The 13590-nt window shown below is 61.7% G+C and carries 9 protein-coding genes; 6 read left to right on the top strand and 3 right to left on the bottom strand.

Annotation, left to right across the window (positions count from 1 at the left end; translation table 11 throughout):
* Positions 1 to 2: 2 nt before the first annotated feature.
* The 3 genes from G557_RS11785 to G557_RS0104880 form a co-directional block, all read right to left on the bottom strand.
* Complete coding sequence (locus G557_RS11785) at positions 3 to 1532, bottom strand: mannosyltransferase YkcB-related protein (protein WP_051224595.1); 1530 nt, start codon at positions 1530 to 1532, stop codon at positions 3 to 5.
* On the bottom strand, positions 1529 to 2431 hold the full coding sequence (locus G557_RS11780) for a dolichyl-phosphate beta-glucosyltransferase (protein WP_051224592.1): 903 nt from the start codon (positions 2429 to 2431) through the stop codon (positions 1529 to 1531). Before G557_RS11780 ends, G557_RS11785 begins: the two co-directional genes overlap by 4 nt.
* A gap of 68 nt (positions 2432 to 2499) precedes the next feature.
* Positions 2500 to 2715 carry a YgaP-like transmembrane domain gene (locus G557_RS0104880; protein ID WP_028245172.1) on the bottom strand — a complete coding sequence of 72 codons (216 nt, stop codon included), beginning with the start codon at positions 2713 to 2715 and terminating at the stop codon, positions 2500 to 2502.
* A gap of 334 nt (positions 2716 to 3049) precedes the next feature.
* On the opposite strand from G557_RS0104880, the gene dld reads away from it, so the two are divergent.
* From dld to G557_RS0104850, 6 genes are all read left to right on the top strand, one after another.
* The gene (gene dld / locus G557_RS0104875) at positions 3050 to 4774 is read left to right on the top strand and encodes a D-lactate dehydrogenase (protein ID WP_028245171.1); all 1725 of its coding nucleotides are present in this window, start codon (positions 3050 to 3052) and stop codon (positions 4772 to 4774) included.
* Between the two features lie 315 nt (positions 4775 to 5089).
* Entirely contained in the window at positions 5090 to 6565 is a 1476-nt protein-coding gene (locus tag G557_RS0104870; protein WP_425414032.1) for an amino acid ABC transporter substrate-binding protein/permease, read from the top strand.
* Positions 6562 to 7320, top strand: a complete 759-nt coding sequence (locus tag G557_RS0104865) for an amino acid ABC transporter ATP-binding protein (protein WP_028245169.1) — start codon at positions 6562 to 6564, stop codon at positions 7318 to 7320. The genes G557_RS0104870 and G557_RS0104865 overlap by 4 nt, the downstream gene beginning before the upstream one ends.
* Positions 7321 to 7537: 217 nt before the next feature.
* Positions 7538 to 9106, top strand: a complete 1569-nt coding sequence (locus G557_RS0104860; protein ID WP_028245168.1) for a type I restriction-modification system subunit M — start codon at positions 7538 to 7540, stop codon at positions 9104 to 9106.
* Positions 9103 to 10350, top strand: a complete 1248-nt coding sequence (locus tag G557_RS0104855; protein ID WP_028245167.1) for a restriction endonuclease subunit S — start codon at positions 9103 to 9105, stop codon at positions 10348 to 10350. The genes G557_RS0104860 and G557_RS0104855 overlap by 4 nt, the downstream gene beginning before the upstream one ends.
* Entirely contained in the window at positions 10347 to 13460 is a 3114-nt protein-coding gene (locus G557_RS0104850) for a type I restriction endonuclease subunit R (protein WP_028245166.1), read from the top strand. Before G557_RS0104855 ends, G557_RS0104850 begins: the two co-directional genes overlap by 4 nt.
* Positions 13461 to 13590: the final 130 nt, after the last annotated feature.

The raw sequence follows: 13590 nt of genomic DNA, 5'->3' as shown, positions 1-13590 counted from the left end.
GCTTATTGTTGAGCGTCGTCGCTCGCACCTGAGCTGAGATCATAAACCGTGGTGCCGGCCACCGTGGTCGCGGTGAAGTGGGCTTCCACCCACTCCGCGATCGCAGTGGCTGCGTCTGACCCACCATTCGAGCGGCCGATGATCGATCCCAATACGTAATACCGAATCTCTCCGGCGGCAACGTAGGCCTCGAACTGCTCCAGTGTGGGCGAGGAGTCAGAGGCGTTGAACCCTCCGATCGGCATCACCGAGGCATTGCTGGCCAGCTGCAGGGATGCGGCATTCTGCGACCCGGTCACGGCCGCGGCCCAGCGCACATCGCCCGAGTTCCGCAAGAGATCGACCAGCTCGTCAGACGCCGTCATGCCGCTGAGCAACCCGTTGCCGCGTTGACTGTCGGTGGAGCGTTCACTCTCGCCACCGCGCGAGCGAGAGTTCATCGATGAGGGCAGCCTCCCGCTGCCGGGGCTCAGCCTGGAACTCGAGCCGGTCAGGCTGGGGCCGGCCGTCACGATGGAGCCGGTGTGGGCATCCTGCAGGGTGATCGCGGTATAGCTGACCGGGCCGGCGAGACCTGCAGCGAGCCCGCTCAGCGCAGCACAGACCGCGATCTGCCGACGGTGGTCGGCCAGCCATGGTGACAGCGCGAGAGCGAGCCCGGCGAGCACCCCGATCACGAGCACGGGCCACGCCAGCAGGCTTGAGGTGCGCATCAGTAGCATCCACCCCCACGCACCGGTCACGGCTGTGGTCGCGCCCAGCACAACCAGATCTGCCGCGTTGCGGCGCGCCCACAGTTCGCCGACGCCTATACCCACCAGTGCAGCGATGGCCGGGGCGAGGGCCACGGTGTAATACGCGTGAAAGATGCCCGACATGAAGCTGAATACCAGGCCGGTCACCACGAGCCAACTGCCCCACACGAGCGTCTGCGCGCGCAGGGCGTCGGTGCGAGGCCGGCGCCACGTGCGCACGATGAGCACAACGGCGAAAATGAGTGCTGCGGGCAACAGCCACGCCGCCTGCCCGCCATACTCGCCGTCGAACAGCCTGGTCAGCCCCGTCGCGCCCCACTGGCCTGCGCCCACCGCCCCAGTCTCTTCGCCGGTGATGCGCCCAAGGCCGTTGTACCCGAAGGTCAGCTCGAGAAACGAGTTGTTCTGCGAGCCACCGATGTACGGGCGCCAGTCAGCGGGCACCAGCTCGACGAGCGCCACCCACCATCCCGCGCTCACCACGAATGCGCCGAGGGTCACCAGTGCATTGCGCAGGCGACGCTTCAGCGGTGCATCCGCGGCGCACAGATAGACCACCGCGAGACCCGGGACGATCACCAGTGCCTGCAGCTGCTTGGTCAAGAACGCGAAGCCGAGTGCGACGCCTGCCAGCGCCATCCACCGCACCCGGCCATCCTCGATGCCGCGCAGCACCAATGCAGCGGCGATGGTCAGCAGCAGCACGAGCAGCGCGATGAACGCCGGTGTCTCCCAGCGCGGGCGGGTGCGTTCTGGTGCGGGTGTTGCAGCACTCACGCGCTTCTCCGGTGCACTGCGGGTGCAGTGGCGGGTGCAGTGGGGGAGGCGACGGGCACGGCTTGAGTGAGCGAGGCATCCTGCACACTGCGGCTCTGAGCCACGGCTTCACTGATCGCATCGAGTGGAATGCGTCGGCGCGCGAGATCATGGCGCAGCCGCAGGATGCCCGCGAGGTCTTGAGCTGCGGTCACCGGGATGTCGACGCGCGAGTCGGGGTCGTCGATCCACGCCACCGGCACCTCGTGAATGCGTAGCCCGGCGCGCTGCGCGAGCGTGAGCAGCTCGGTGTCGAAGAACCACTGCGTGTCTTGTACATGCGGCAGCAGCACACGGGCAGCGGTGGCGGTGATCGCGTTGAACCCGCATTGTGCGTCGGAGAAGCGCGCGCCGAGCAGCCCGTGCAGCAGCAGGTTGTAGCTGCGTGAGATCAGTTCGCGGCGCGCACCCCGCTGCACCTGTGAGGCGCGGTTGAGTCGGGTGCCGATCGCGATATCGGCTCGACCGGTCACGAGCGAGGCGATCAACGGGGTCAGCGAGTGCAGGTCGGTCGACAGGTCGACGTCTATGTAAGCGAGCACGGTGGCTCGGTCGGCAGCCTCCGCCCATGCAGTCGACAGGGCGAGTCCGCGGCCCTTGCGTTCGAGGTGCCGTGCGCGCACGCCTGGAACATGGCGAGCGAGATGCGCCGCAATCTGCCACGTGTCATCTGTCGAGGCGTTGTCGACGATGGTGATGACCGTGGGATACGCGAACGACTCATCGAGGAATGCTCGCGTTGTCGCGACTGTGCGCTCGAGACACTGCTGTTCATTGTGCACGGGGATCACCAGCTCAACGCTGGGCGATGTCGCCTGCGTGGAGTCAGTGCGTGCGATGCTTCGCGAGATGCCTGCCATGGCGCCAGCATGCGCTGGCAGGCTGTGGTGTGAGCGGCAGGATGCTGTGCGCGCGCTGAGTGCGCAGCTCAGCGACGCAGTGCGCTGCCGCTGACAGGGAGCCCAGCCAGAGGTGCGAGCAGGCACACATTGAACGCGCCGACCAACACGAAAACCGCACCGACGGCTGCCAGCGCCCACCAGCCTCCACCGAGCATGATGCCCACTGCGATGAGTGCTGCACCGACGATGATGCGCAGCCAGCGACCGCCAGCGGTAGACATGAACGTGACCAAGGCCTTCATGAGAGCTCCTCTCGGTCGCCCGCTGATCGGGCGATCTAGCCCCTAGAATACCCCATCAGGTATATGGGCGAGTGTGGTCCTTGTCTCGGGCGGGGCCGCGGGTTTTTGCGTCGTTCGTGCAGCGTGGGCGCCGATTTGGCTGCATTTCGCGCGCACAAACGCCGTCAGGTGAGCGGGGCGGTGGGATGCGCGGGTGCGCGGGCGGGTGCGTCACCTTGACACTCGGGCAAGCGCGTCGGAAGATTGCAGCGGGTCGTACCTGAGGTATGACCACATGGGTGCGGGTGATCTGCAAAGTGTGCAGCGCCCGCCAGAGCACTTAGGAAGGCTAGAGATGTCTCACCCCCGGCAGTCAGTATCAGCAGGCAGCGTCGACCATTCGGCGATCGAGGCCTTCGAGCAGATCGTGGGGCGTGACCATGTGCTGACCTCGGAGCGTACGACGCATCCGTTCAGCAAGGGGTACCGCTTTGGCGGCGGGCCCGTCTTTGCAGTGGTGCAGCCCGAGTCGCTGGTCGAAATGTGGCGCGCGCTGCAGGTGTGTGTTGATCACAACCTGGCCGTGATTCCGCAGGCGTCGAACACTGGTCTGACCGGTGGGTCAGGACCGGGCTTCCAAGACTATGACCGCCCAATCGTGATCATTTCGACGCACCGCATCAACCAGGTGCATCTGATCAACGACGCGCGCGAAGCGATTTCGCTCGCGGGAGCCACGCTGACGCACCTGACTGAGGTGCTCGCGCCGCATCACCGCGAGCCGCACTCGGTGATCGGGTCGACCTCTATCGGGGCCTCGGTGATCGGCGGCATCTCGAACAACTCGGGCGGCAGCCAGATTCGCAAGGGGCCGGCCTTCACTCGCGAGGCGATCTTTGCCCGGGTCAACGAGCAGGGCAAGGTCGAGCTGGTCAACCATCTCGGCATCTCGCTGGGCGACGATCCTGAGCAGGCTCTCGATCGGTTGCAGCGCGGAGACTGGGCGCCGGCCGACGTCACGGCTGCGCCAGAAGACAGCCGCGAGACCGAGTACGCCGAGCACCTGCGGCAGATCGTGCCCTCGCCGGCGCGCTACAACGCCAACCCCGAGTACCTGTATGAGGCCTCTGGCTCGGCAGGCAAGCTGATGGTGTTCGCGGTGCGCACCCGCACATTCCCCCGTGAAGAGAATGCCAAGATGTTCTACATCGGCACCAATAGCCCACGCGAGCTTGAGGCCATCCGTCGGCTGTTTCTCGAAGCCGATATGCAACTGCCTATCTCGGGCGAGTACATGGGGCGGTCAGCCTTCGATCTGGCAGAGAAGTACGGCAAAGACACCTTTGTCTTCTTGAAGTTCATGAGCGCGAAGCTGCAGACCCGCATGTTCTCGTTCAAGACCTGGGCCAACGGCGTGTTCGGCAAGATTCCGGGCATCGGCCCCACCTTCGCCGACACTGTTTCGCAGGTGGCCTTCGACTTGGTGCCCAACCAGCTGCCGAAGCGCATGATGGAGTACCGCAACCGCTTCGAGCACCACCTTCTGCTAACGGTGGGTGAGCACGAGATCGAAGCCACCGAGAAGATGCTCAAGGCGTTCTTCGCTGAGGCCGACCATGAGGGCGACTTTTTCGTGTGCACGGCAGACGAGGAGAAGAGTGCGACGCTCAACCGCTTCGGTGCGGCCAGTGCAGCAACTCGCTATGCCAACATGAAGCGTCGGCACATCAGCGGGCTGATTCCGATCGACGTCGCTCTGCGGCGCGATGACTGGGACTGGCTCGAGGTGCTGCCCAAAGAGATCGCCGATCAGCTTGAGGTCACCGCGTACTACGGCCACTTCTTCTGCCATGTGATGCATCAGGACTACGTCGCCAAGAAGGGCGTCGACCCAGAGAAGCTACATGACGACATTCAGCACCTGCTCGAAGAGCGCGGTGCGAAGCTGCCGGCCGAGCACAACTACGGGCGCTTGTACCATCTGCCCGAGTCAATGGTGGAGCACTTCAAAGAGCTCGACCCCACCAACACCTTCAACCCGGGCATCGGTGGCACCTCGGCGCACAAAAACTGGGCGTGAGGCGCGGCGCCTGCTCGTAGGGGTACCGGCACTGCGCGATGCGAATCTCATCGCCGACGACGCGGCAGACCAACCGGTGTTCGGCGGTGAGATTCGCCTCGCCAGCAGGGGTGTTGCCAGTCGGCGAATGCGAGGCAGACCACCCGCCCCGAGAGCCACGATGTGGTGGCTGGAACGGGAGCACCGCATCCTGCCGATGAAAGCATGTTGACAGCTGCGTCGGGGGTGCAGACTAGACTGGCGACCCATGCGCAGATCGGCGTATGACATCGGGAGAGAAAGACCCCAGAACCTTTGCGCAGCAGAGTGCTGCCGGTGGCTAAGTCGCCACGGTGGGCTGCGCTGCTCGCACTCATGCTGACGCTGATCACAGCGCTGGCCACAGTGCTGCCGGCAGGCTCGGTGCACGCTGATGAGAACACCGACGCAAACAGCCCGGTGGCCGGCCAGACGTTCCGCATCGCCACCGACACCACCTTCGCGCCATTCGAGTTTCGCGACTCGACCGGCGAGATGATCGGCATCGACATAGACCTGATGCGCGCGATCGCCGAGCGCGAGGGCTTCACGGTGCAGATTCAGTCGCTCGGGTTCAACGCCGCACTGCAGGCGCTCTCGGCCAATCAGGTAGATGCCGTCATCGCAGGCATGTCGATCACTGACGCCCGCAAGCAGGTCTACGACTTCACCGATTCGTATTTCCAGAGCGGTGTGCAGAGGGCCATCGCCAAAGACAACACCGAGATCACTTCGTACGACGATCTGGCTGGCAAAACAGTCGTGGTCAAGACAGGGTCCGAGGGCGAGACCTACGCCAAGTCGATTCAAGCGCAGTACGGTTTCGAGGTCGACTCGGTCGACCAATCATCCACGATGTACGAGACAGTCAAGTCAGGCAACGCTGTGGCCGTCATCGACGACTACCCGGTGCTCGCCTACGGCATCGCGCAGAACAACGGGCTGAAGACCGTCACCGACAAAGTGCCGGGCGGCGACTACGGTGTGGCCGTGAACAAGGGCATGAACGCCGACTTCGTGACCGCGTTCAATGCCGGCCTCGCATCACTCAAAGCCGACGGCACCTACCAGAGCATCCTCGATAAGTACCTCGCCGACCCGTCGGCGAACGCCTCTGGTCAGGGCAGCTTCTTGCAGCTGGCGCAGCAGGCGTTCCCGGCGCTGATGATCGGCCTGCGCAATACCTTGGTCATCACGGCGGTCAGCTTCGCAGTCGCCATGGTGCTGGGGTTCGCCTTCGGCCTGCTGCGCGTTGGCAAGTCTCGGTTGCTCAACGGCGTGGCCAAAGTGTTCGTGGCCGTCTTCCGCGGCACGCCGCTGCTGGTGTGGGCGTTCTTCTTCTACTTCGGTGTGCCGCAACTGATCGGGCGGCCGGTGAACATCTGGGTCGCTGGCGTGCTCACGCTTGCGCTCAACTCCGGGGCCTACATCACCGAGATCGTGCGCGGTGCAGTCAAATCCGTCGATCCAGGTCAGCTTGAGGCGGCCCGCTCGCTCGGCCTGGGCTACGGCAAGTCGATGCAGCGGGTGGTGCTGCCGCAGGCGGTGAAGATCGCCACCCCGTCGCTGATCAACCAGCTGGTGATCATGCTCAAAGACTCGTCGCTGCTGCTGGCCATCGGCTTCGGCGAGCTGCTCTACCAAGGGCAGCAGATCTACGCAGCCAACTTCAGGGTCACTGAGACGCTGCTGTTGGTCGCCATCATCTATTTCGTGGCCATCAGCCTGCTGACCTGGCTGGCCAACGTCGTCGATCGGAGGATCAACCGATGAGTACCACCAGCACTGACGACACCCGCAAAGTGCGCATCGACGTGCGCGATCTGACCAAGCGCTTCGGCGACAACGAGGTGCTGCGCGGGGTGACCACTCAGGTACACAGCGGCGACGTGGTCAGCGTGATTGGCGCATCCGGCTCGGGCAAATCGACGTTCTTGCGGTGCCTGAACGGCCTCGAGACGCCAACGACCGGCTCGGTGCGCATCAACGGCCATGATGTGTTCGGCCCGAAGGTCAACATCGACGAGGTGCGCCGGCAGGTGGGCATGGTGTTTCAGCACTTCAACCTGTTTCCCAACATGACGGTGGCCGAGAACATCGAGCTGGCCCCGCGAGAGATTCATCACATCAGCAAGGATGCTGCACGCGAGCTGGCTGTCGGCCTCCTTGACCGCGTGGGGCTGGCCGATAAAGCCGATGCACGACCCTCATCGCTGTCGGGCGGGCAGAAGCAGCGCGTGGCCATCGCTCGTGCGCTGGCGATGAAGCCCGACATCATGCTCTTCGACGAGGCCACCAGTGCGCTCGATCCCGAGATGGTCGGCGAGGTGCTGCAGGTGATCCGTGACCTCGCCAGCGAGGGCATGACCTTGGTGCTGGTGACTCACGAGATGGGGTTTGCGCGCGAGGTCTCGAGTCGTGTGCTGTTTCTCGATGCCGGCGTGATCGAAGAAGAGGGCACGCCAGAAGAGCTGTTTGGTTCGCCCAAGAGCCCGCGGCTGCAGACGTTCCTGTCGAAGGTGCTCTGAGGGCGCTCTGCTCAGGGGTGTCCTACCGGGCAAACTCTGTCTGTGGCGATATGCTCGCCGAGGATGCGCTTTGCCAGCGTACATTGCCGCGAATACGCAGTGAATTGGTGACGCGTGTCAGACGTCACAAGTGCTGTCAGTGGTGCGGTTTAGTGTCGTGGTACCGGGCGCGGCAGTGCGTCGATGTCCGATCTCAGAGATCACAGGAGGGGCCCAGGTGGCTGACACCGAGAAAGAACAGCAGCGGGCCGAGCTGCACAAGACCATCTGGCGTATTGCCAACGACCTGCGAGGCAGTGTCGACGGGTGGGATTTCAAGAGCTATGTGCTGGGCACGCTCTTCTATCGGTTCATCTCCGAGAACCTTTCGAACTTCATCCGTGCCGAAGAGCGCAAGGCGGGCAACCCCGACTTCGACTACGCAACTCTCGACGACGCCCGTGCTGAGTTCGGGCGGGCCGATACCGTTGCCGAGAAGGGCTTCTACATCCTTCCCTCAGAGCTATTCGAGAATGTGCGCAGGCGTGCCCCGCGCGACCCGAACCTCAATGAGACCCTCGAACGGGTATTCGCCAACATCGAGGGGTCTGCCGTCGGCACCGGCAGTGAAGACGACCTCAAGGGGCTGTTCGACGATTTCGACGTGAACAGCTCCAAGCTCGGTGCCACCGTGGCCAAACGCAACGAGAAACTGGTCAAGCTGCTCGACGAGATCGGCAACCTTCCACTCGGCGATTTCGCCGACAACACCATCGACCTGTTCGGCGATGCATATGAGTTTCTCATGCAGATGTATGCCTCAAGCGCGGGCAAGTCTGGTGGCGAATACTACACGCCGCAAGAGGTCTCTGAACTGCTTGCTCGTATCACCGTGGTCGGCAAGACGAGCGTGAACAAGGTCTACGACCCCGCGGTGGGCTCTGGGTCGCTGCTGCTGAAGTTCGCGAAGGTCCTGGGCAAAGAGAACGTGCGTCAAGGCTTCTACGGGCAGGAGATCAACCTGACCACGTACAACCTGGCGCGGATCAACATGTTCCTTCACGATGTGAACTACGAGAAGTTCGACATCGCCCTGGGCGATACCCTCATCGATCCTGCGCACTGGGACGACGAACCGTTCGAGGCGATCGTCTCCAACCCACCCTATTCGATCCATTGGGAGGGCGATGCCAACCCGCTGCTGATCAACGATCCGCGCTTCGCGCCAGCGGGTGTGCTCGCACCGAAGTCGAAGGCAGACCTGGCGTTCACGATGCACATTCTGTCGTGGCTGGCCGTCAATGGCACGGCTGCGATCGTCGAGTTTCCGGGCGTGCTCTATCGGGGCGGTGCAGAGCGCAAGATCCGCAAATACCTGATCGACAACAACTACATCGACGCAGTGATTCAGCTGCCACCCGATCTCTTCTTCGGCACCACGATCGCGACCTGCATCATCGTGCTCAAGAAGTCGAAGACCGACAACTCCGTGCTCTTCATCGACGCGTCAGCTGAGTTCGTGCGCAGCGGCAACAAGAACAAGCTCACTGCAGAGAACCAGCAGCACGTGCTCGACGCGTTCACCGCGCGTGCAGACCAGCAGTACTTCGCAACGCTGGTGCCCAACGAGCAGATCGGGCAGAACGAGTACAACATCGCCGTGTCCAGCTACGTCGAGAAAGAAGATACCCGCGAGCAGGTCGACATCCACGAGCTCAACGCTGAGATCGCACGCATCGTCGCACGTCAGCAAGAACTCCGCACCTCGATCGACGCGATCGTCGCTGACCTGGAGGGCACAAAGTGAGCCGTATCGACGAGCTGATCACGCAGTACTGCCCGAAAGGCGTTGAGTTTAAGACGCTGGGCGAATTTGCCTCGCTTGTCCGTGGCAACGGTATGCCGAAGGCTGATCTTGTTAGTGAAGGTGTGGGTGCAATTCACTACGGGCAGATATATACGCGCTACGGGGTTTGGGCGACCGAGACGCTGTCATTCGTCACCTCGGAGAAGGCAGCAAAGCTCGCCAAGGTAGATCCGGGCGACATCATCATCACGAACACGAGTGAAAACATCGAAGATGTTGGAAAGGCAGTTGCTTGGCTCGGTGCTGAGACGATCGTCACGGGTGGCCATGCCACCGTCATCAAGCACAGTCAGAATCCGAAGTACCTTGCCTACTGGTTCGCATCGGTGAACTTTTCTATACAGAAGCGAAAGCTTGCAACGGGTACAAAAGTGATTGATGTCTCGGCGAAGCAGTTGTCAACAATTCGGATTCCAGTGCCGCCTCTCGAGGTGCAGCGGGAGATCGTGAGAATATTGGACCAGTTCACTCAGCTGGAAGCGGAGCTGGAAGCGGAGCTGGAAGCCCGACGCCGCCAGTATGAGTACTATCGTGATCAACTCTTGACCTTCCGCGAAGCGGGGGGGGTCCGGTGGATTCCAATGGGTGAGTTCGGCACGGTCTTTGGTGGTCTCACTGGTAAGTCGAAGGCTGATTTCACCGACGGGAACGCGCGATTTATTGCATACACCAACGTGTTCAACAACATCGCTGTCGATCTGCATCGCGATGATCGTGTTCGCGTTGATCGTGGCGAGAAGCAGCGAGCATTGGCGCGCGGGGACATCCTTTTCACAGGGTCGTCCGAGACTGTGGGTGAAGTGGCGATGTCGTCCGTCGTGACGTCGGAGCCTGAAGAGCCGACCTATCTGAATAGTTTCAGTATCGGTTTCCGACCGACAGATGCCGCGTTACTCGATCCTGAGTTCTCCAAACACTTGTTCCGGTCAAGCGAGTTGCGTAAGCAACTGGTCGCAACGGCGTCTGGTGTGACGCGGTTCAACGTGTCGAAGTCACGGCTTGCGAAGGTTTTGGTGCCGATTCCAGCACGTGATCGCCAACGGGATATTGCGGCCGCTCTCGATAAGTTCGATGCTCTGGTGAACGACTTGAGCGTCGGCCTTCCTGCCGAGCTCAACGCACGCCGCAAACAGTACGAGTACTACCGCGACAAACTCTTGACCTTCAAGGAGCTGCCGGCATGAGTGATATGACTCCACGTAAGTACGACCCGATCGCAGTGTCGTCTGAGAGCACGGTCGTCGCCGAGTACGTGGCAGATGCGGCGACAGACGAGAGCTATCAGTCTGAGGCTCAGCTGGAGCGGGAGTTCATCGAACGCCTGCAGTCGCAGGCGTACGAATACCTGCCGATCACATCGGTAGCCCAGTTGGTGGCAAACCTGCGTGCCCAGCTCGAGATCGTGAACCACGTCACCTTCTCTGATGCAGAGTGGCAGCGATTCTTCTCCGACTGCATCGCTGGGGCGAATGACGGCATCGTCGAGAAGACCGTGCGCATTCAAGAAGATCACGTGCAGCTGTTGAAACGAGATGATGGCACGACCAAGAACATCACGCTGCTCGACAAGACGAACATCCACAACAACCGGCTGCAGGTGATCAACCAATACGAGGCGCCGGGCGCAGCAGAAGGTGGCGATGCCCGGTACTCCAACAGGTACGACGTGACCGTGCTGGTCAACGGCCTGCCCATGGTGCACATCGAGCTGAAGCGTCGCGGAGTCGACATCCGCGAGGCCTTCAACCAGATCGACCGATATCAGCGTGATTCCTTCTGGTCGGCAAACGGACTGTTCGAATACGTGCAGCTGTTCGTTATCAGCAACGGCACCCATACCAAGTACTACTCGAACACCACGCGTAACGCTCATGTCAATGCTGGCACCAGGAAGAGGCGGCAGAGCAAGACCTCCAATAGCTTCGAGTTCACCTCGTGGTGGGCAGACGCCGAGAACCGGCCCATTCAAGATCTGACGGCCTTCGCCAAGACGTTCTTCGCGAAACACACGCTGTTGAACATCCTCACGAGGTATTGCGTGCTGACCGCAGACCGCCTGCTGCTGGTGATGCGCCCGTACCAGATCGTCGCGGCTGAGCGCATCCTGCAGCGCATCGAGGTCTCGACCAACTATCGGCAGCTGGGCACGCTGGCAGCCGGCGGATACGTCTGGCACACGACAGGCTCGGGCAAGACGCTCACGAGCTTCAAAGTCGCTCAGCTGGCGGCAAGGCTTGAGGACGTCGACAAGGTGCTGTTCGTCGTCGACCGCAAAGACCTCGACTACCAGACGATGCGCGAGTACGACCGGTTCGAGAAGGGTGCTGCGAACTCGAACACCTCCACGAGAGTGCTCAAACGGCAGCTCGAAGACCCGAGTGCTCGAATCATCATCACCACGATCCAGAAGCTCTCGACGTTCATCGCCGGCAACCAGGGGCACCGCATCTATGACGGGCACGTGGTCATCATCTTCGACGAGTGCCATCGATCGCAGTTCGGCGATATGCACACGGCGATCACCAAGGCTTTCAAGCGATACAACCTCTTCGGGTTCACCGGCACGCCGATCTTCGCCGACAACGCCGGCTCGGGCGGCAACCCCGCGCTGAAGACCACGGAACAGGCCTTCGGCGATCAATTGCATAGCTACACGATCGTCGATGCCATCAGCGACAAGAACGTGCTGCCTTTCCGCGTGGACTATGTGAACACGATCAAGGTCGGTGCCGTTGCCGACAAGCAGGTCTCGGGCATCGACACCGAGAAGGTGCTGCTCGCCCCCGAACGCATCAAGCAGGTCGTGGCCTATATCTTGGAGCATTTCGATCAGAAGACCCGACGTTCAGACAGCTATGTACACGGTGTGATCACCAACGTGTCGCAGGTGGCCGCCGGCCGCAACAAGGTTGAGGAGGAGAAGGTCGGGCGCCGCGTCAACGGCTTCAACTCGATCTTCGCAACTGCCTCGATTGATGCCGCGAGGCGCTACTACTCGCAGTTTCAACGTCAGCAGCAGCACGTGCCTGCTGCACAACGGCTCAAGATCGGCCTCATCTATTCGTATGGGGCGAATGATGCCGCTCCGGACGGCATCATCGACGAGGAGTCGTTCGACACGGATGCGCTGAGCAACGATGCCCGGGGATTCCTCGAAGAGGCCATCCAGGATTACAACGACATGTTCGGCACGAGCTACGACACCAGCGCCGACCGATTTCAGAACTATTACAAAGACCTGTCGCTGCGCATGAAGAACCGCGAGCTCGACATGGTCATCGTGGTGAACATGTTCTTGACCGGGTTCGATGCGACGACTCTCAACACGCTGTGGGTCGACAAACGACTGCGGATGCACGGGCTGATCCAGGCCTTCTCCCGCACCAACCGCATCCTGAACTCGGTGAAGACCTACGGCAACATCGTCTCATTCAGAAATCTTGAAGACGAGACAAACGAGGCCATCGCCCGCTTCGGCAACAAAGACGCCAAGGGCATTGTGCTGCTCAAACCCTATGGCGAGTACCACAGCGAATACAGCGAGAAGGTTCAGGAACTGCTCGAGCGCTTCCCGATCGGGCGGCGCATTGAGGGGGAGCAGGCACAGAAAGACTTCATCGCGCAGTTCGGGGCGATCCTGCGGCTGCAGAACATCCTGGCGTCGTTCGACGACTTCGCTGGCAATGAGATTCTCACCGCACGCCAGAGCCAGGACTACCTGGGCATCTACGTCGGGCTGTACGAGGAGTTCAAGAAAGAGCGGACCGCCGACAAAGAGCAGATCAACGATGACGTGGTCTTCGAGATCGAACTGGTCAAGCAGGTCGAGATCAATGTGGACTACATTCTCATGCTTGTCGAGAAATATCGCTCCGACCATGGCGATGGTGATGACAAGGAGATTCGCGCGGAGATCACCCGTGCGGTCAACGCCAGCCCGAGCCTGCACGACAAGCGAGATCTGATCGAGGGGTTCGTCGACTCCGTGACGGCAGACGGCAGAATCGACGAGGAGTGGCAGGCATATATCGCGCAGAGGCGCGAGGCTGAGCTCGAGGCCATCATCTCGTCTGAGAACCTTCATGCCGAGGCGACTCGTGCCTTCGTCGAGACCGCGTTTCGCGACGGCGAGGTCAACGAGTTCGGCACCGCCATCATCGGTGTACTGCCCTCGGTCTCACGGTTCACGCCTGACGGGCAGCGCCGTCGCATGAAGGAGCGGGTGCTTCAGCGCCTCGAGGCGTTCGTCGAGCGCTTCGTCAACCTGGCCTCGAACCGCCGGGATGACGCCTGACCAACGCTGCCATGAGGATGCCTGAGTAGCTGGTGCCGCGCCCCCGAACACCCGCGCCAAGACACACTCAGAGCGCACACGCTTCGGGTAGAGTCGCTGAAGAATAGGGACGAGCCTCCGGCGGCGCACA

The organism is Pseudoclavibacter soli DSM 23366, from assembly GCF_000423505.1.
GTDB classification, from domain to species: Bacteria; Actinomycetota; Actinomycetes; order Actinomycetales; family Microbacteriaceae; genus Pseudoclavibacter_A; species Pseudoclavibacter_A soli.
The sequence above is the reverse complement of the archived record's forward strand: the minus strand, read 5'-3'. Positions and strand labels throughout refer to the sequence as shown.